The organism is Microbacterium sp. F2 (genome assembly GCF_052274505.1).
In the GTDB taxonomy this organism is placed as follows: Bacteria; Actinomycetota; Actinomycetes; order Actinomycetales; family Microbacteriaceae; genus Microbacterium.
Window position 1 is genome coordinate 123,246 of sequence record NZ_JBNVBV010000004.1, and the last position, 18,873, is coordinate 142,118.

Annotated in this window: 20 protein-coding genes; 7 read left to right on the forward strand and 13 right to left on the reverse strand. The window is 67.1% G+C overall.

Going from position 1 to position 18,873, the window contains the following annotated elements; all coding sequences use genetic code 11:
• Positions 1–82 precede the first annotated feature (82 nt).
• The 3 genes from ACQVDU_RS09600 to ACQVDU_RS09610 all read left to right on the forward strand — a co-directional run bounded on the left by ACQVDU_RS09600 (position 83) and on the right by ACQVDU_RS09610 (position 2,327).
• Positions 83–595 (forward strand): thioredoxin family protein, encoded by a 513-nt coding sequence (locus ACQVDU_RS09600; protein WP_300590481.1) that lies wholly within the window; start codon positions 83–85, stop codon positions 593–595.
• An 8-nt stretch (positions 596–603) separates the two neighbouring features.
• Positions 604–1,323, forward strand: coding sequence for a cytochrome c biogenesis CcdA family protein (locus tag ACQVDU_RS09605; protein WP_443476988.1), 720 nt, complete (start codon positions 604–606; stop codon positions 1,321–1,323).
• A gap of 140 nt (positions 1,324–1,463) precedes the next feature.
• Complete coding sequence (locus tag ACQVDU_RS09610; RefSeq protein ID WP_443476989.1) at positions 1,464–2,327, forward strand: fumarylacetoacetate hydrolase family protein; 864 nt, start codon at positions 1,464–1,466, stop codon at positions 2,325–2,327.
• A gap of 26 nt (positions 2,328–2,353) precedes the next feature.
• Here the strand turns inward: ACQVDU_RS09610 and ACQVDU_RS09615 are convergent, their stop codons facing one another.
• From ACQVDU_RS09615 to ACQVDU_RS09625, 3 genes are all read right to left on the reverse strand, one after another.
• Positions 2,354–2,638 (reverse strand): hypothetical protein, encoded by a 285-nt coding sequence (locus tag ACQVDU_RS09615; RefSeq protein WP_300591984.1) that lies wholly within the window; start codon positions 2,636–2,638, stop codon positions 2,354–2,356.
• Between the two features lie 108 nt (positions 2,639–2,746).
• Positions 2,747–4,219: an aspartate ammonia-lyase gene (locus tag ACQVDU_RS09620; RefSeq protein WP_300591983.1), complete on the reverse strand. Its 1,473-nt coding sequence runs from the start codon at positions 4,217–4,219 to the stop codon at positions 2,747–2,749.
• Positions 4,220–4,231: 12 nt separating this feature from the next.
• Positions 4,232–5,140, reverse strand: coding sequence for a phosphodiesterase (locus ACQVDU_RS09625; protein ID WP_300591981.1), 909 nt, complete (start codon positions 5,138–5,140; stop codon positions 4,232–4,234).
• A 54-nt stretch (positions 5,141–5,194) separates the two neighbouring features.
• On the opposite strand from ACQVDU_RS09625, the gene ACQVDU_RS09630 reads away from it, so the two are divergent.
• Complete coding sequence (locus ACQVDU_RS09630; protein ID WP_443476990.1) at positions 5,195–7,303, forward strand: S9 family peptidase; 2,109 nt, start codon at positions 5,195–5,197, stop codon at positions 7,301–7,303.
• Between the two features lie 92 nt (positions 7,304–7,395).
• On the opposite strand, the gene ACQVDU_RS09635 is transcribed toward ACQVDU_RS09630, so the two are convergent.
• The 4 genes from ACQVDU_RS09635 to ACQVDU_RS09650 all read right to left on the reverse strand — a co-directional run bounded on the left by ACQVDU_RS09635 (position 7,396) and on the right by ACQVDU_RS09650 (position 12,599).
• Positions 7,396–8,253 (reverse strand): DUF559 domain-containing protein, encoded by an 858-nt coding sequence (locus tag ACQVDU_RS09635; RefSeq protein ID WP_300591977.1) that lies wholly within the window; start codon positions 8,251–8,253, stop codon positions 7,396–7,398.
• A 223-nt stretch (positions 8,254–8,476) separates the two neighbouring features.
• Entirely contained in the window at positions 8,477–9,505 is a 1,029-nt protein-coding gene (locus tag ACQVDU_RS09640) for a 6-phosphofructokinase (protein ID WP_292712005.1), read from the reverse strand.
• Positions 9,506–9,641: 136 nt separating this feature from the next.
• Positions 9,642–11,792, reverse strand: a complete 2,151-nt coding sequence (locus ACQVDU_RS09645) for a DEAD/DEAH box helicase (RefSeq protein ID WP_443476991.1) — start codon at positions 11,790–11,792, stop codon at positions 9,642–9,644.
• A 186-nt stretch (positions 11,793–11,978) separates the two neighbouring features.
• The gene (locus tag ACQVDU_RS09650) at positions 11,979–12,599 is read right to left on the reverse strand and encodes a hypothetical protein (protein ID WP_443476992.1); all 621 of its coding nucleotides are present in this window, start codon (positions 12,597–12,599) and stop codon (positions 11,979–11,981) included.
• Positions 12,600–12,692: 93 nt separating this feature from the next.
• Between ACQVDU_RS09650 and deoC the strand changes: the two genes are divergently transcribed.
• Positions 12,693–13,421, forward strand: coding sequence for a deoxyribose-phosphate aldolase (gene deoC / locus ACQVDU_RS09655; RefSeq protein ID WP_443476993.1), 729 nt, complete (start codon positions 12,693–12,695; stop codon positions 13,419–13,421).
• A gap of 16 nt (positions 13,422–13,437) precedes the next feature.
• Here the strand turns inward: deoC and ACQVDU_RS09660 are convergent, their stop codons facing one another.
• The 5 genes from ACQVDU_RS09660 to ACQVDU_RS09680 all read right to left on the reverse strand — a co-directional run bounded on the left by ACQVDU_RS09660 (position 13,438) and on the right by ACQVDU_RS09680 (position 16,879).
• Positions 13,438–14,415, reverse strand: coding sequence for a bifunctional riboflavin kinase/FAD synthetase (locus ACQVDU_RS09660; RefSeq protein ID WP_443476994.1), 978 nt, complete (start codon positions 14,413–14,415; stop codon positions 13,438–13,440).
• Complete coding sequence (locus tag ACQVDU_RS09665) at positions 14,412–14,873, reverse strand: hypothetical protein (RefSeq protein WP_443476995.1); 462 nt, start codon at positions 14,871–14,873, stop codon at positions 14,412–14,414. Before ACQVDU_RS09665 ends, ACQVDU_RS09660 begins: the two co-directional genes overlap by 4 nt.
• Before the next feature lie 64 nt (positions 14,874–14,937).
• Entirely contained in the window at positions 14,938–15,306 is a 369-nt protein-coding gene (locus ACQVDU_RS09670; RefSeq protein ID WP_443476996.1) for a hypothetical protein, read from the reverse strand.
• Positions 15,303–16,208, reverse strand: a complete 906-nt coding sequence (gene truB / locus ACQVDU_RS09675) for a tRNA pseudouridine(55) synthase TruB (RefSeq protein WP_300594914.1) — start codon at positions 16,206–16,208, stop codon at positions 15,303–15,305. The genes ACQVDU_RS09670 and truB overlap by 4 nt, the downstream gene beginning before the upstream one ends.
• On the reverse strand, positions 16,205–16,879 hold the full coding sequence (locus ACQVDU_RS09680) for a uridine kinase (protein WP_443476997.1): 675 nt from the start codon (positions 16,877–16,879) through the stop codon (positions 16,205–16,207). The genes truB and ACQVDU_RS09680 overlap by 4 nt, the downstream gene beginning before the upstream one ends.
• 93 nt (positions 16,880–16,972) lie before the next feature.
• On the opposite strand from ACQVDU_RS09680, the gene ACQVDU_RS09685 reads away from it, so the two are divergent.
• The gene (locus tag ACQVDU_RS09685; RefSeq protein ID WP_443476998.1) at positions 16,973–17,875 is read left to right on the forward strand and encodes an A/G-specific adenine glycosylase; all 903 of its coding nucleotides are present in this window, start codon (positions 16,973–16,975) and stop codon (positions 17,873–17,875) included.
• A gap of 11 nt (positions 17,876–17,886) precedes the next feature.
• Entirely contained in the window at positions 17,887–18,396 is a 510-nt protein-coding gene (locus ACQVDU_RS09690) for a flavodoxin family protein (RefSeq protein ID WP_300594923.1), read from the forward strand.
• Between the two features lie 19 nt (positions 18,397–18,415).
• On the opposite strand, the gene rbfA is transcribed toward ACQVDU_RS09690, so the two are convergent.
• Positions 18,416–18,853, reverse strand: coding sequence for a 30S ribosome-binding factor RbfA (gene rbfA / locus ACQVDU_RS09695; RefSeq protein WP_300594926.1), 438 nt, complete (start codon positions 18,851–18,853; stop codon positions 18,416–18,418).
• Between the last annotated feature and the right edge of the window lie 20 nt (positions 18,854–18,873).

Here is an 18,873-nt window from a genome sequence, read left to right on the forward strand (position 1 = left end):
GCCGCGCTTTCGTGGCGAGAGGCCTCGCCGTCCCCTTGACTGAGGCTCACCGATGATCTTCCGACCGAGCACAGGAGTCCTCATGCGCCGCTCATCCACCACTGCCGCCGCACTGATCCTCGTCGCTGGCCTCTCGCTGACCGCCTGCGCAACCCCGACGTCAACCGGCGCGCCAGCAACGCCGTCATCGACCCACATGGACGACGAGATGTCGGTCGGCTCCGCGGACGAGATGACCACGAGCGAGCCGATGGACGACATGTCAGCCGATGCGATGACCGCCGGCGCCTACCTCACTCTCGAGGAGTACCAGAACCAGATGGCCGACCGCGCCGACACTGCAGTTGTCTACTTCTTCCACGCCGACTGGTGTCCAAGCTGCCGCGCGACCGAAGAATCTCTCACCACCGCCGGGGTCCCGGACGGGCTCACCGTCGTAAAGATTGACTACGACACCGCCACCGATCTCAAGCGAGAGTACGGAATCACTCAGCAGCACACGTTCGTGCAGGTCAGCGCCGACGGCACACAGCTCGCGAAGTGGACGGGCTCGGTCACCGGCGAAGACATCAAGGCGCAGGCGAACGCCGGATGATCACCGCGATGGCTGGCGCACTGCTGGCCGGAGCTCTGACGACGCTCGCTCCCTGCTCGCTCACGCTCTTGCCGATCATCGTGGGCGGCTCCTTGCAGGGCGCATCGAACCGCGATGCCACCCGCCGCGCCATCATCATCACCCTGTCGCTCGGAGCGAGTGTCACGGTCTTCACGCTGCTGCTGCGAGCGACCACAGCGCTCATCGACATCCCCACCCAGGTGTGGCAGATCGCCAGCGGCATCCTGCTCATCGTCCTCGGCCTCTTCTCGGTGTTCCCCGCAGCGTGGGACCGTATCTCCCAGCGCACCGGACTGACCGGCGCCTCCGCGCGGAACCTGGACGCCGCCCACCGCCGCGGTGGAACCCTCGGCGCGATCCTCACCGGCGCTGCGCTCGGCCCCGTGTTCACCTCGTGCAGCCCTCTCTTCGCGTATGTGATCGTGACGGTGCTCCCCGCGGAGCCGGCACGAGGGCTGGCGTTGCTCGGCGCCTACGTCGTGGGGCTCATGGCAGTACTGCTCGTGATCGCCCTGGCCGGGCAGCGCGCCGTCCGCCGGATGCGCTGGGCAGCTGACCCGCACGGCTGGTTCCGGCGGGGACTGGGCATCCTGTTCATCGTCGTCGGCATCCTCATCGCGACCGGGCTGATGCAAGACATCGAAGCCTGGATCCTCACTTTCTCGCCCATCGCGCCGTGGGAGATCGGATCGGACATCGGTCGCTGAGGACCATCGCACGGGGGCTCTTGACAGCGCGCGGATGCGGCGAGAAGCTGATACTAGTTCAACTCAGCGCCCGGATTTCGACTCGCAGGCATCGCCGCGGCACCGGGCGCTGAGTCTTTGTTCAGCGCTAGCGTGGGTGAATGCGCTTCGCCCATGTTTCCCTCCCCGGGTCGGCCACGCCGCAGCTCGTCACTGTCGATGATGACGGGGCAGCCGTGGTGTCGCTGCTCTTCGACGGGGCGCCGGTCACCCTCAACGAGCTCATCGAGGGCGGCGATGAGCTGCTCGATCGGGTTCGCGAGGCGGCATCGACAGCTCCCCGTCTTGCCCTTGACGGCGCGGTCTACGGGCCCGCTGTACCGCAGCCACCCGTCATCCTCGCCGTCGGCCTGAACTATGCGGCGCACTCCAGCGAACTGGGGCTGAAGACCGATACGGCGCCGACAGTGTTCGTGCTGTGGCCGAACTCCCTGGCAGGGCACGACGGCACGACGAGCTGGCCGCGCACACTCAGCGAGTCGGTGGACTATGAGGCCGAGCTCGGAGTGATCATCGGCCGGCCTGCGAAGGACGTGACACCCGAATCGGCCCTTGATCATGTCTGGGGGTACACCGTCGTCAACGACATCACAGCGCGTGACATCCAGTTCGCTGAGGCGCAGTGGTCGCGCTGTAAGTCGTTCGACGGCTTCACCCCGGTCGGCCCCGTTGCCGTGACAGCCGACGAGATCCCCGACCCGCAGGATCTGCGCATCTGGACGGTCCTGGACGGACACACGCTCCAGGATGCCTCCACGAGCCAGATGGTCAGGCCCGTGTCGACGCTGATCGCGCATTTGTCGGCATCCGTCACCCTGCTGCCGGGAACCCTCATCTCAACCGGCAGCCCGGGCGGTGCTGGCTATTCGCGGGATCCGCAGGTGTTCCTTCGCGACCGCTCGACGGTGACTGTCGGCGTCGAAGGCATCGGGGAACTGAAAACGCACTGCCGGATCATCGACTGATCCGGCAGTGCGTCGTTGTTGATCGGTCAGTTCGAGTAGACGACCACCGACGCCGTCGACACGACGATGATCGCGATGACGATGCCCAGCACCATGAAGATGATGCTCAGCCAGATCGCCCACTTCGCGGGGGCGTTGCTGTAGCCCGATCCCTTGCTCTGATTCAGCGCGACGATCCCGAGGATCAGGCCGAGGAGCTGGAAGAAGAAGGCGAGGATCAGTGCGACGATGCCGAGCGTCTTGCCGGGCACGACTGCCGGCGCGCCGGCGGGTGCCTGCGGAGCAGGCTGGTAGGCGGGTGAATCGGACATGGGCGACTCCTTGCGTCCATTGCGGGTGAGGGGTGGTCGCACGCCATTGAGCGACCTCGCCGCAATCTAGCGGCATATTCCCAGCTTCCGCAATGCGGTGGCTCCGTATTACAGGTCGGTGTCTCCCGTGGGAGCGGTCTCGAACCCGATGATCGGCATCGCGGCGGTCACGGCCTGAAGTCCCGAGAGCCGCTCGGGTGAGAGCTGCTTGGTCACTTCGTCGCGCGACATGAGTCCACCCTCCACCACCAGATCAGCGATGTTACGGCCAGACACCAGAGCAGACTTGGCCAGTGCTGCAGCGGCCGCGTAGCCGATGAACGGTGTCAGCGCGGTCACGACACCGACCGAGGCTCCGACCGACGCCGCGAGACGCTCGCGATTGGCGGCGATGCCATCGACGCAGTTCACGCGCAGCGTCCGCATAGCGCGTCGCATCCAGGTGATCGATTGGAAGATCGAGTGAGCGATGATCGGCTCGAAGGCATTCAGCTGCAGCTGACCGCCCTCGACGGCCATCGTGACGGTCAGGTCCGCGCCGGCTACCGCGAAGGCCACCTGATTGACGACCTCCGGGATGACGGGGTTCACCTTGCCGGGCATGATGCTGGATCCCGCCTGGCGCGCGGGCAGCGAGATCTCACCGAGCCCCGCCTGCGGGCCCGACGAGAGCAGACGCAGGTCGTTTGAGATCTTCGAGAGCTTGATGGCGTTGCGCTTCAGGGATGCCGAGAACGACATGAACGCCCCCGTGTCGCTGGTCGACTCGACGAGGTCGGATGCGGTCTCCAGGTCCAGCCCCGTGATCTCGCGAAGATGACGCAGCACCGCCGCCGCATAGTCGGGGTGGGCGGTGATCCCGGTGCCGATCGCCGTCGCACCGAGGTTGACCTCGAAGAGCAGATGCGCGTTCTCGGTGAGCCGCTGATAGTCCTGGCCCAGGGTGGTCGCAAAGCCGTGGAACTCCTGCCCGAGAGTCATGGGGACGGCATCCTGCAGCTGGGTCCTGCCGACCTTCAGAACGTCATGGAACTCCGTCGCCTTGCGAAGGAACGACTGACGCAGCAGATCGAGCTCTTCCAAGAGTGTCCGCAGATCCAGGCTCAAACCGACCTTGATGGCCGTCGGATAGACGTCATTGGTGGACTGGCTGCGGTTGGTGTCGTCGATCGGCGAGAGGAACGCGTAGTCGCCCTTGGGCCTGCCGGCTAGCTCCAACGCGATGTTGGTGATGACCTCATTCGCGTTCATGTTCGTCGAGGTTCCCGCACCGCCCTGAACCACCCCGACCACGAACTGGTCGTGGAACTGACCGTCGATAACCAGCTGCGAGGCTCGGTCGATGAGCGACGCCTTCTCGCGATCGAGAACGCCGATCTCGGCGTTGGCTCGAGCCGCCGCCTGCTTGACCATCGCGAGGGCGCGGACGAGGTCGGCGTAGACCGAAATCGGGCGTCGTGAGATCGGGAAGTTCTCGAGCGCGCGGGCGGTATGGATGCCCCAATACGCGTCAGCCGGGATCTCCATCGACCCCAGAGAATCAGTTTCAGTGCGCGCCGGAGCGGCCGTGTGGTGCGTCATAGTTCCTGCCGTTCATGAGCGCTTTCGAGAGAAGGCCTCGAGGCGCTCGTGGGGGGTGAGTGCCGCCATCCGTTCGATCCACTCCTCGGAGAAGTAGTCGCCGGTGTCGGCGTCGACGACCGGCACGACGGCGTGCGTGATCGTCGCCTCATACACGTGTACGAGGTGGAAGGACTGCCCGGCATCCATGCCGTTGACTTGATGCGCGGGCCGGGCGAGATCCATGGTGTAACAGGTGGCTGCCGAGACAGACACGGGGATGCCCGCGAAGGTCGCGCTCGTCGAGTAGTGCAGATGACCGGCGAGGATGCCGCGAACATCGGTGCCCGCGATGACCTCGGCGAGCCGCTGCTGGTCACGTAGCTCGAGGATGTCGAAGAAGGGCAAGTGAGACGGAATCGGCGGGTGGTGCATCGCGAGGAGCGTCCCGAGCGGCGCGGGGGTCGCGAGCTGCTCGTGGAGCCACCGAAGCTGGGCCTCGTCGAGGTCGCCGTGATGCCAACCGGGCACCGAGGTGTCGAGGGCGATGAGGCGCAGCCCGCCAAGATCCCAGACGCCGGTCACCGGCTCTTGCGTCGGTTCGGCATCCAACAACTGCTCGCGAAGCGCCGGGCGCTCGTCGTGGTTGCCCGCCACCCAAACCAACGGGGCCTCGAGCTCCTGGGCGAGGGGCTCCAGGAGCGCACGCAGGTCACGGTAGGCGCCGGCCTCACCCTCGTCCGTGAGGTCGCCGGTAACGACGATCGCGTCGGGACGGATGCCGAGGCTCCGCACTTTGTGCAGGGTCTGGCCGAGGTTCGCTTCGGTGTCGAATCGCCCGCCGAGGCGCCGATCACTGTCGAGGAAGTGGGTGTCGCTCAGGTGCACGATCGTCCGCAGTGCGGGCGGATACTGACCGAAACGCACGGGAGCCGAAGCCATGTCGCCAGCATACGTCGCACCGGCGACGCGGCCCTCTCGACTAGCGTGGGTCGGGTGACATCCGTCCCTGAAGCACCCCGCGCCGCCCGCCGCCCCGTCCTGCGTTCGCATCATGGTGACGAGGTCAAGGATCCCTACGAATGGCTCCGCGCGAAGGATGACGCCGACGTTCGCGCCCACCTCGAGGCAGAGAACGCCTTCACCGAGGCACGCACCGCCCACCTTGCACCGCTTCGCGACCAGATCTTCGAGGAGATTCGTTCGCGCACACTCGAGACCGACATGTCGGTGCCGGTGCGTCGCGGACAGTGGTGGTACTACACCCGCTCCGTCGAAGGGCAGCAGTATGGCATCCATTGCCGAGCGCCCTTGGCCTCGCCGGAGGACTGGGATCCGCCGGTCCTCTCCCCCGACGCCGCTGTTCCGGGCGAGCAAGTGCTGCTCGATGCCAACCGCGAAGCCGAGGGGCATGACTTCTTCGCCCTCGGCAGCTTCGAGGTCTCCACCGATGCGACGAGGTTGCTCTATGCCGTCGATACCCTCGGTGACGAGCGGTACACGATCCGTGTGCGCGACCTCGAGACCGGCGAACTGCTGCCGGACGAGATCCCCGACACGTTCGCGGGAGCAAGCTTCTCCCCCGACGGCCACCACATCGTCTACACGACGGTCGACGAGGCCTGGCGACCCGACACCGTGTGGCTCCACGAGGTCGGCACCGCGACATCCGAGGACCGCACGCTCTTCCACGAACCCGATGACCGGTACTGGGTCGGCGCGGGATTCACGCGCAGCGACCGCTACCTGGTCATCGAACTCGGCTCCTCCATCACCTCGGAAGAGTGGCTGATGGATGCCGACGACCTGTCGGGAGAGCCCCGCGTCGTGTGGCCGCGACGGGAGGGCGTGGAGTACTCGAGCTCCCACGCGATCGTGAACGGTGAAGACGTGCTCTACATTCTGCACAATGACGGCGCGCTCGATTTCGAGCTCGTGCGGGTTCGCGCCGACGACCCGCAGGGTGAGCGCGAGGTCGTGATCGCGCATCAGCCCGGTCGGCGCCTGCTCGGCATCTCGACCTTCCGCGACTGGGCAGTGCTGGGCTACCGGCGCGATGGGCTCTCTCGGCTCGCGACGTTCGACTATGCCACGGCGACGCCCACCGAGATCGTCTTCGATGAGGAACTGTACGACGTCGGGACAGCGGGAAACCCCGAGTGGGCACCGCCGATGATCCGAATCGCGTTCGGATCGTTCGTGACGCCCTCGACGGTGGTCGACCTCGTCGTCGCCACCGACGAGCGCCGCATCCGCAAGCAACAGCCGGTGCTCGGCGGCTACGACCCTGCCGACTATGGTCAGCGCCGCGTCTGGGCCCTCGCAAAAGACGGCACGCGGATCCCCGTATCCCTGGTGTGGCGACGCTCGTTCGGCGAGCCCGGCGAGAAACCTCGCCCGCTGCACCTGTACGGCTACGGATCGTATGAGCACTCCATCGATCCAGCGTTCTCGATCGCGCGACTCTCGGAGCTCGACCGCGGCGTCGTGTTCGCTGTCGCCCATGTGCGCGGCGGCGGCGAGATGGGGCGCAGCTGGTACGAGGACGGCAAGCTGCTGAGCAAGCGCAACACCTTCACCGATTTTGTCGCGGCAGCCCGCCACCTGGTCCACAACGGCTACACGGACGCGGATCATCTCGTTGCCGAGGGCGGCAGCGCCGGCGGCTTGCTCATGGGTGCGGTAGCCAACATCGCTCCGGAGCTGTTCGCCGGCATCCTGGCTGTCGTTCCGTTCGTCGATGCGTTGACGACCATCCTCGATCCGTCGCTGCCGCTGACGGTGATCGAGTGGGACGAGTGGGGCAATCCGCTCGACGATGCCGACGTCTACGCGTACATGAAGGGTTACACGCCCTACGAGAACGTCCGCGACGGCGTCGACTACCCGCGGATCCTTGCGGTCACCTCACTCAACGACACCCGCGTTATGTACGTGGAGCCTGCCAAGTGGGTCGCCCGACTCCGCGAGGTAGGCGCCGATGCGCTGCTGAAGTGCGAGATGTCGGCGGGGCACGGTGGCGTCAGTGGACGCTACAACTCGTGGCGCGAGCGAGCCTACGAACTCGCGTGGATCTTCGACGTCCTCGGGGTTGCGCAGGACTGATCCCGCGTCACACCCCGGCCCCTCACGCAGGTAGGCAAAATCACCGGCGTAGGACGGTTCCACGCCAACACCTCCTACCTCGGTGATTTCTCCTACCTGCGCGATACGAGCGGGTGCCGGTGGAGGCCCTGGGCGATGGCATCCGTCACCGTCGCCGTCACGTACTCCGGCTGGAACAGGACCTGGTGGTAGTCGAAGCGCAGGACGGTGAACCCTCGCAGGGCGCGTCGGGCGTCAGCCCGAAGATCCCGGCGGCGATCGGATGCCTGGTGATGGGCGAACCCGTCGAGCTGGACGGCGAGCCGATCACCGATCAGTCCGTCCAACGGATGCCCGTCCACCCAGACCTGCTGCGCGACCGTTACCTCGATGTTGCGCATCAGATGGATGAAGTGGGTTTCGATACCCGAGTCCGACAGCCGTGAAGCGACCGATGCCAGCCGCCGGGCGCGCTCACTCCCCCACTGGACGCGTTCCAGCACGCGCCGATCCGCGCGGCCGCTGCGCAGCGCCGACTCCCACACCGCTGCCGCGTCAGCGAGCGGCACGCAGCGCGCGACGTGGAACAGCACGTTGACCAACGGCTCGTCCGTCTGAATCGTCGAGGTAGGTGCGGGGCCGCTGCCCCAGTGCAGCCGCACCCCGGGCACACGGACGCGGGACGCCGTTCGCGCTACCGCGATATGAACCTCGTCGTGGAGCGGAGTCCACAATCCCAACGCCGAGGCTGCACTCAGGCAGGTGAGACGTCCACCAGCCGTCGCAGCTGCGCGTCGAGCCGAGGCACTGCCCGGGAGCACGAGCCAGCTCCGACGTACTCGCTCAACGGCCCCTGACGCGACAGCAACACGGACGACGTGCACAGTAAAGCCTGCCGCGGCGACCGATCGCGAGTGCGCGACGCCGCCGCGTCGGTCGAGCCATCGCACCACATCATCCACGCTCCGCATCCGTTGACTCTTGCGCGCGCACCCGGCGCGAACGGACCGATGCGCACAACCGTGGATGCCGCGCCCGACACGCCCGCCGGGGAGGAATGCTGCGCGTGAACCTGACGCAGGAGAAATCCCCAGGGTAGGACGAATCGACGTCAACACGTCCTACGCTCCGAAGACGTCCTACGCTCGTGCGCGAGCGGAGTCGTGCGCGCAGGCGGATGCCGCGAGCAGCCAATCAGCCGAAGAGGGCGGCGGCTTCCTCGTAGCGGTAGAGCGGAACGGTGTTCAACTCGCCCAGCGCCTCTTCGAACGAAACGCGGACGATATCGGTTCCGCGCATCGCGACCATCTGACCCCACGCACCGTCGACGAGCGCGTCGGCAGCGTGCAGACCGAGGCGTGTCGCGAGGACGCGGTCGAACGCGGAGGGCGATCCGCCGCGCTGGATGTGGCCAAGCACCGTTGCACGCGTCTCGATTCCCGTGATGCGCTCGATCTCGGGGGCGATGAGTTCACCGATACCGCCCAGTCGGGGACGGTTGAACGCGTCCAGGCCCTTGTGGCTGTGCGCCTCATCCATGCCCGTGATGGTGAATCCCTCCGACACCACGACCAGAGGCGCGCGCCCGCGATCGTGGGCGCTCGTGACCTGCCGGCAGATCTCGTCGATCGACATCGGCACCTCGGGGATGCAGATCACGTGCGCCCCCGCCGCGATGCCTGCGTGCAGGGCGATCCATCCGACGTGGCGCCCCATGACCTCGGCGACCATACACCGCTGGTGCGAATCGCCGGTCGTGCGAAGGCGGTCCATGGCGTCGGTGGCGATGTTCACTGCGGTATCGAACCCGAACGAGTAGTCGGTAGCGCGCAGGTCGTTGTCGATCGTCTTCGGGACACCCAGGACGTTGATGCCGTCCTTCCAGAGGCGGTCGGCTGCCGCGAGCGTGCCCTCACCGCCGATCGCCAGGATGCCGTCGATACCGGCATCCTCGAGCGTCCGAGCGATGTTCTCGGCGCCCCCTCGCGGCCCCTCATACGGGTTGGTGCGGCTGGTGCCGAGGATCGTGCCGCCGACCTTCGACAGGCCCTTCACGTCGTGGCGCGAGAGGGGGAAGAAGTCGCCGTCGACGACGCCGCGCCATCCGTCACGGATGCCGACAAAATCGAGCCCGTACGCCGTCGTGCCCTTGAGGACCACGCCGCGGATGACCGCGTTCAGACCGGGGCAGTCGCCGCCGCTGGTGAGGATGCCGATTCTCATGTGCCGTCCCTGTTGGTGTTTCCGGATGCAAGGTGGCGACGTTGCCTCCACCGACACTAGCGTCCACGCCCCGCGGCATCCATCCCCGGGCCGCCGTGATTACTCGGCGAGCCCCCGTGGGGATGGTGCGCGGCGTTTAGTCGACCTCGCCCAGCGCCTGCCGCAGCAGGTGCATGAGCGCCGCGAGCTGCACGGAGTCGCTCGATGCCGGGTCGACAGCCTCACCGTCGAGGGCACGCAGCGCGAGACCCTGTTTGGTGTCGATCAGTTCGGCGATCTTCGTGTCGATCGTGTGCGCCGCGATGATCCGCCACGCCGTGACCGGCTCGTCCTGTCCGATGCGGTGCACGCGGTCGATCGCCTGCGTCTGCTCGGCAGCCGTCCAGCTGAGCTCCGCGAGAACGACGTTCGACGCCGCCTGCAGGTTCAGTCCGACACCGGCCGCCGTGAGCGAACACACCGCGATCGCGACATGGGCGTCCTCGTTGAAAGCGTCGATCGCCTGTTGCCGTGCTGCCGTGGTCTGCTCGCCGCGGATCGAGACGGTCCGAAGGCCCGCCTGAGCGAAGTGGCGCTCGGCAGCATCCATGACATCGATGTGCTTCGCGAAGAACACGACCTTGCCGACCGACCGCTGCAATTGCGCTGCGTAGTCGGCAGCGACAGTGGCCTTGGCCTGGCCGATACGCCGGACCATCGTGAAGACGTTCTCGCTGCCGGAACCGGCGGCCTTCGACTCTTCGAGTTCGCCCTCAGCCACGAGCCGGACGATGTCGCCGTCGATCTCGCCGGGGGCAAGTCCCCGATCGCCGCGCGCGTCGATGATGCGCCGGTATTTGGCTGCCAGACGCTCACCGAGCTCGCGCTCGGCCTGGCGGATCGAGCGCCCATACTCGTCGTCGAGCTCGACCGGCAGGTCGGCGATGAGCTTGTCGGGAAGGTCTGCGGCGACATCCTTCTTCTTGCGCCGCACGATCCCCATCGAGATGACGGCGGAGCGCGCTTCGGGATAGAAAGCCTTGTCTGCCGGGGTGAGCCCCGTCTCATCGAGCTTGGCCATCAGCTCCGCACCGGGCTTGTCGCCGGTCGTCCAGCCGAGGAAGCGCCAAATGGCATCGAAGTCTTCGACGTCGTTGATCAGCGGCGTTCCGGTCAGCGCGAGCAGCAGCGGATTGTGCACCTGCTCCTTGATGCGACTGGCCAGCGCGAGCACGTTCTGCGAGCGCTGCGACGTGAGGTTCTTGATGAAGTGGGCTTCGTCAACGACCATGCCCTTCAGCCCGATCGAACCGAGCCATGACAGGTGCCGGTCGAGAATCTCGTAGTTGACGATGAAGACGTCGGCGAAGGCATCCAGGTCCTCACCGTCGCCCGAGATGACCGTTGCGCGGCGGTGCGGCGTCCACCGCTCCACCTCGCGAGCCCAGTTCATCTTGACGACGTTGGGCACGACGGCAAGCAGCGGGTAGGCGCCGGCGACGGATGCCGCGAGCACCGACTGCGCAGTCTTGCCGAGGCCCGGCTCGTCGGCTAGGAGGAACGTGCGGTGCCCCTCGCGGACCGATTCCAGGAAGCGTGACTGGTGGGGCATGATCTCGAGTCCGCGCGGCGAGAGCCGATCGAATTCGGGAACCGGCGGGAGCTCCATGGATGCCGCCGCACCTCCGGCACCGGTCTCGAACGCCTTGTACAAGGGGCCCATGAGCTCCCACCCGTCCAAGCGGCGCCGGGGGGTGTCCCGAGGAGCCCGGACTGTCAGATCCGGAGCGAGGAACGGGTTAGCCATCTGTCGCGCCTCGATCGAGGCCGGCACCACCTGGCGCTCGGCGAGCGCAGCGGGCACGACCTGCTGCGCGGGAGCCGGGGTATCGGTGATGATCAGTTCGTCCGGCGGAAGTTCCGCGCCCGATTCGAGCAGCCAGTCACGGCGCATGCGACGGGCCACGGGCGATGTCGCCTGATCGACCTCGAGCAGCTGGATGAGGGACGTGTCCCGCGCAGCGGTCTTGGCGAGGATCGTCGCGACGCCGTCAAGACGCTTGAGCAGCTCGGCGCGCGCGGCATCCGCGATAGACGAGTCGGCCTTCACGCGGGCACGCTCCTCACGAACCAGGAACGCGATCACCTGGAACTTCACACGGTTGGTGGGCCCGAGCTTGCCGCGCTGTGCCTTTGCCTCGACCTCGCGCACCTTGCGCGCGAGGATCGGGATGATCGGGGCCTCGTCGTCGCGGCGCGCGGACGAGGATCTCTTGCGCCGCTGAGCGGCGGTTGCCGTAGCCGGCATGCTCCTCCTGAGCGTTGATACATCTGTGACCGCCGCCGTCATGGCGTCGGATATGCGTCTGGAACAGACGCGATCTCACTTGAACATCGACGCCTGCGGCTCACGAGAACACGGGCACTCGCTTCTGCGAGCTGTGCAATCTGACGCGGCGTCGCCCCTAGTCTAGCGCGAGTGCGAGGCGCATCATCACTGCCACAGGGTGGCGACGATGTCCTCGGTGTAGCCCTCCGGTGCGAAATTCACCCAGTGGGTGGCGACCCAGCCGGTGCCGCGCAGATAGTGCGTCTCGCCGATGGTGACGATGTTGTCGTCGCGGTCGATGGCCTGCTGCTCGATGCGGCACACCGTCCCTGCGCCGAGTTCCTCACACGCCATACCTGAGCCGGCGAAGGCGTTCAGCAGTGCCGCGGACTGGTCAGCTGAGACGAGCGAGACGTTGGTCACCAGGCCCGGCGCCCCGGCGGCACCCCACGAGCACCGCAACGTCGGAATCCCGGAGTTCAGAATCTCCAGGGCTGCGACGTTCTCCGTCGCGTAGATCGTGATGCCGGGGTCGTTCAGTGGCGGGTTGGTGCCGTTCAGCTCGGCGAACATTGCGGGCGAATACAGCGCTTCGCACGAATCCGGCACCCCGAACCCCGCGTCCGCGGTCGGCGAGGGTTCGGGTGTCGAGCTTGCGCTGGGAGCGGGAGGAGTCGTGGACTCGGATGCCGTCGGTTCGGGGGTCTCCGTCGGCAGCGCATCGCAGCCCGCGAGGACAAGGACACCTGCGATCAGCACGACGGCGGCGAGGGATCTCGAACGCATCCTGTTCTCCTTGGGCTCGACAGCAGGAGCGACGATACCCCGCGCTTGCCTGTTCTGCTGTCCCCCGCGCCGACCGGTGCGTAGGCTGAAGGCATGAGCGACACCACCGACCAGATCACCGAGGCACAGCTGGCAGCCACGATCGACCACGCGATCTTGAAGCCCGAGTTCACGCGCGACGACGTCGACGCGCAGCTGACGATCGCCCGGGACTGGAAGGTCTTCAGCGTGTGCGTCCGCCCCTCCGATGTCGCCCATGCTGTGCAGTTCCTCGACGGCTCCGGCGTCGCCGTCGGCACCGTCATCGGCTTCCCCCACGGAACCACCTCGACCGCCGCGAAGGTAGCGGAGACCCGACAGGCCGCCGCGGACGGCGCTACCGAGTTCGACATGGTGGTCAACATCGGCGCGCTGCGTTCGGGATTCGACGATGTGGTCCGTGACGACATCCGTGCCGTCGTCGAGGCCGCGGGCGGCGCTGTCACCAAGGTCATCCTCGAGGTATCCCTCCTCGACGACGAGCAGATCGAGCGGGGGTCCCGCCTTGCAGAAGAGGCGGGAGCCGACTTCGTGAAGACCTCGACGGGCTTCGCCGGCGGTGGCGCGACGGTCGAAACGGTGAGTCTCATGCGGCGCACCGTGGGGCCGGACACGCAGGTGAAGGCATCCGGTGGGGTACGCAGCCTCCAGGACGCGTTGATGATGCTTGAGGCTGGCGCAACCCGACTGGGCACAAGCGGCAGCGCGACGATCCTTGGCGAGCTTCGGAGAATCGCCGCCGGAGGAACGGCCAGCGGCGCGGTGGACGAGTCCTCCTACTAGCTCTCAGCCGTCGGGATCAGTCAGTGGACTGATCCCGCGCGAGAATCTCGCGGGTGCGCTCGACATCGTCGGCGATCTGGGCGACGAGGGCGTCGATGCCCTCGAACGCTCCCATGCCACGGATGCGCTCAACGAACCTCACTTCGACGTGATGGCCGTAGAGGTCGAGGTCGGTCTCGTCGAGGACGTAAGCCTCGACCTGCCGCGATGCGACGTCATCAAACGTCGGGTTTGTGCCGATGCTGATCGCTGCCGGGTAGCGGATGCCGGGGCGCAGACCACTGGCATCCGCTTCGTCGATCAGCCATCCGGCGTAGACCCCGTCAGCCGGGACGAACCCCTCGAGGTCGGGGCTGAGGTTCGCTGTCGGATACCCGATCTCTCGTCCGCGCTTGAGCCCGTGGACGACCTCGCCGACGACGGAATGGTCGCGCCCGAGCAACTTGCGGGCGCCCGCGACGTCCCCGGAGCTCAACAGCTCCCTGATCCAGGTCGACGAGACGCGCCTGCCTCGGTCGGCAGCTCGCACGTCATGGACGACATCCACATCGAAACCGTGAGTGAGACCCAAAGCGGTGAGGGACTCCGCCGTGCCTGCGCCGCCGCGCCCGAAGCGGAAGTCGGCACCTACCAGCACGGCTTGCGCCGCCAAAGTGTCAACGAGCACGAGGCGCGCGAACTCGTCAGCCTCCAGAGACGCGAGATCTTCGTCGAAGCGCAACACCAGTACGGCGTCAACGCCGGTGTCGGCGAGCAGCCGGACCTTCTGGTTCACCCCGATGAGGTTCTCGGGGCACTTGTCGGGGGCCAGCAGCGCAAGCGGATTCCGGTCGAACGTGACGGCGACGACGGTGGCACCCATCGACACTGCCTTCACTCGTGCGCGGGCGATCACTGCGCGGTGACCGGAGTGCACGCCATCGAACTTGCCGATGACAACAACGCTCGGGCCGAAGCCCGGCGGCACCTCGGCCGGATCTCGAAAGACGATCATGACGCGGCGGCGACCTCGTCGAGAGCGGCAACGCGGGAAGGCCGGTGCGACCAGAGCCACCACAGCCCCAGGAACGGCAGGATGAGCGGAACGAAGACGTATCCGATATACCCGCCCGGGCCGATTCCCCCGAAATAGGACCACACCGACGGGTGCCCGAAGATCTCGGGGACGAGGTAGCTGAGCGTCCCCACGATGAGCACGCCGGCGAGTTCGAACGAGATCGCGATCCACGCGACCAGGTACCAGCCACGGCGTCCGGCGAAGATGAGCGCGAGGGTCGCGACGATGTAGACCACAGCGGCCAGCGCCGACAGTGTGTAAGCGACAGGGGCCTCGTCGAACTCGCGCGCAATCTGAACGAACGAGCGACCGGTGGCCGCCAGGGCCATGATCGCGTAGACGATCACGAGTACCCGTCCGATTCCTGTCATGCGGGGTCGGGAAGGCGTAGTCATAGCGGCATTCATCCTACGTCCCACGCAGCCGGTCTCGGGGCGAGCAGCGACCCGCGCGGGGCGTTCAACCGACCTGGATCGTCCAGATGACCTGCATCCGCCACACCATCACGGCAACCGACAGCGCAGCGATCCCCATGATGACCGTGCTCCATCGGCTGCGCTCGAGCAGCGCCCAGATCACAGCTGCCGGCGGAAGGAGCGCCGCCGAGACGAGGTAGACCCAGAACTCGAGCACGCTCCCGGTCGGCAGGTTACCGACGAAGGGCGCCACGATCGCGATGACGACCTGTGCCACCAGCAGCAGCTCCAGCAGTGCGAGAGCCCCGACCGTGTAGTCGCTCGGGCGACGCCCGACAAGACCCAGGATGACGCAGAGCAGACCTCCCAGGACCGCCACTGCCACCTGCACGTAGGTGAACCACAGGATCATGAACCCTCCGCCATGTTCATCGCACTCTTCAGATCGTTGCCGCGCCGCTCCAGGATGCCGACCAGCCGCCCGTCAGGGCCGATGGCCGCTGTCCCTGAGGACAGTCGGTCCGCGGCATCGAGGATCCGCTTGCCGTGGCGGAGGTCGCGCGCTTCCTCCCCGGTGACCGGGACTGCGCCGAGAACCGCCGTCGCGACTGCCGCCGGCGCCAGCAGCCGAGCGGCAGTTATGTCGTCGAGTCCCGCCCCATCGGCGACGAGGAACGGGCCGATGCGGGTGCGTCGCAACGCGATCAGGTGTCCTCCGACCCCGAGCGAGGCGCCGAGATCTCGAGCGAGGGCACGGATATAGGTTCCGCTGGAGCAATCGACCACAACGTCGAGGTCGATCACCGGTATCGGCGCGCTGTCGGCATCCGTCGCGCGCCGGCGCGTGTGCCGAACCTCGAATCGCGATACCGTCACGGTACGCGCCGCGAGCTCGACCTGCTCCCCCGCGCGGACGCGGTCGTACGCGCGGCGCCCGTCGACCTTGATCGCCGAGACGGCACTGGGCACCTGATCGATCGTTCCGGTGAGCGCGTCGATGCCGGCACCGATGTCTGCATCCGTCACCGCCTGGGCAGACGCCACCGCGGTGATCTCGCCCTCGGCGTCGTCGGTGGCGGTCGAGACTCCCAGCCGAATCGTCGCCTCGTAGGTCTTGTCCAGGCCAACGATGAAGGTCAGCAGGCGTGTCGAAGCGCCGACACCGAGCACGAGGAGTCCCGTGGCCATCGGATCCAGTGTTCCGGCGTGGCCGACCTTGCGCGTATCGAGGGCGCGGCGGGCGCGGGCCACCACATCATGACTGGTCATGCCGCCTGGCTTGTCGACGAGCAGGATGCCGCTCGGATCGCTCATCGAATCACCTTCGGGTTCGCCGGATCGGAGTTGTCGATGCGAACGGCGGCGAGAGCCACGGGGTTGACGCGTTCGACATACATCTCCTGGCCCACGCGATAGCGCTCGTTCGACGCAGCAGCCGGGTCGGGGTCTGTGCCGTCGCGTTGCGCCATCCGGGCGAAGCGCACCTCCGCGGGTGCCTCCAGCCAGAACGACCAATCCCAGATGTCGATGAGTTCAGGCCGATGCAGAAAAATGCCGTCGACGACCAGGACGGCATCCTGCGGCACTGTCGTCCACTCTGCTTCAACCGGGATGTCGCGCTCAGGATCGAACGCGGCCACCTGGAAGCCGGTGGTCGCACCGGTCAGCCCGCCCTCGCGAAACGGGTCGACCAGCACCCGGCGGAAGGTCGCGTAGTCATAGGAGTCGAGGTAGAACCCCTCGGGCGAGCGCCTGCCGCGCGCGTAGCGCTCCGCACGAGGGCGGTGGAAGCCGTCGATCGACGCGCGCACTGCCACCATGCCCACGTCGTTCATGACAGCCGCGAGGGTGTCGGCGAACACGGTCTTCCCGGCGCCGTCGGCCCCGTCCACAGCGACGATCGAGCGGCCTGCCAGCTGCCGCCGGGGAAGCCCGCTGACCAGTTCACGCATCAGCGTCACTGGCGGTGTGGCGGGCAGACGCATACTCCCAGCCTATTCTCCGAGCGCAGGCTCCCCCTTCGGCCCGGCCGAAACCGATCTCTCCGACCGTCGCGCGGGACGCATAGGCTGGAGGTCGTGCATCCGCTCGCGTCCGACCTCAACGAGTGGTTTCGACACAACGCGAGAGATCTGCCCTGGCGCAGGCCCGGAGTCGGCGCGTGGGCGATCCTTGTCAGCGAGTTCATGCTGCAGCAGACGCCGGTCGCCCGCGTGATTCCGCACCTGGAAGCGTGGCTAGAGCGCTGGCCGACACCGGCCGACCTTGCCGAGGCGTCTCCCGCCGAGGCCGTCACACAGTGGGCGAACCTGGGATACCCCCGGCGCGCACTGTGGCTTCACCGCGCAGCGGAAGAGATCACCACACGACACGGAGGCGTGGTTCCCCGAGACGTGGACGACCTCTTGGCTCTGACCGGCATCGGCGACTACACGGCTCGCGCGGTGGCGGTCTTCGCGTACGGCGATCGGCATCCGGTCGTCGACACCAACACACGCAGGGTCCTCGCGCGCGTGATCGACGCCCGATCCCAGCCGGGGCCCCCGTCCCGGCGAGACCTCGACGCCATGGCGGCCCTCCTGCCCGACGAGCGCGCGGATGCTGCACTCTTCAACGCCGCGACGATGGAGCTCGGCGCGACAGTCTGCACGGCGCGAGGTCCGCGGTGCGACGCGTGTCCGATCGCGCAGAGATGCGCATGGCGGGCTACCGGCTACCCCGACACCGGAGACCGACGCCCGCGACAGGCCACCTACGAGGGAAGCGACCGCCAGGTTCGCGGGCTCGTCCTGCGAGCGCTCCGGCAGGTCGCGCCCTCCCCCCTCGCAGCCGAGAATCTCGCGCCGGACTGGCCGGATCGGATGCAGCGCGACCGGGCGATCGATTCCCTCATCACCGATGGACTCATCGAACTCGAGGACGGTGCCGCCTGTCTCCCACGGGGGCGAAGGTCCCTATCCGAGGTCCCCGCGACACCGTAGCCTCACGTCTCGTGAAGACAGTGGTGATCTACGAGTCGATGTTCGGCAACACCCGCGATATCGCCCGCGCGACGGCCGAAGGCCTGGCGGAGTGGTCGGATGTGTCGATCACGGATGTCGACAGCGCGCTGCTGACGGTGCCGACGGATGTCGCGCTCGTCGTCGCCGGTGGCCCGACTCACGCGTTCTCGATGTCGCGCCAAGCAACGCGGTACGACGCCGTCTCACGCGGGGCCGTGCGAGCCAGCTCCCGCGGTCTTCGCGAATGGCTGGGCGCTGTCAGCGTGACCACACCGGTCTCGCTTGCAACGTTTGACACGCACACCAAGCAGCGGTGGGTGCCGGGCTCTGCCAGTCGGGCTGCGGCCAAGGAGGGCCGAACGCGCGGCTTCGTCCCTGTCGCGTCACGGAGCTTCTATGTCTCCGACATCCAGGGGCCGCTCATAGCCGGTGAATTAGAGCGAGCTCGCCACTGGGGTCGCTCACTCCAATCAGCCGTGCGCACCCCGGTGCACGGCTGAACTGATCGGAGCCGAGAACTCAGTCCTCGTCGTCGGCGAGAGCGCGCGGCGCCACGTACGGGTCGGCGTCGCCCGCGTAGGTTGCAGATGCAGCAAGGCCCGCAACGGCGTCGTCCCGTTCGCGCGCCTCACGAAGCAGGTCCTCGATGTGTCCGGCATCCTCGGCCAGACCGTCGTGGATGAACTCCAGCGTCGGGGTCAGCCGCACGCCGAGCTTTCGCCCGACCTCGCTCCGGAGCATCCCGGTCGCGGCTCGCAGCGCGTCAGCTGTCGAGGTCCGCTCCTCCTCGCTGCCCAAGACTGTGTAGAAGACTGACGCGTGCTGCAGGTCACCCGTGACGCGAACGTCAGTGATCGTGACGAACCCCATGCGAGGATCGCGCAGCCCCTTCTCCAGACGCTCGGCAACGAGCACCTTGATCCGGTCGGCCATGCGTGCCTGACGTTCCCCAGTCATGTCATCTCTCCTTGCGCTTG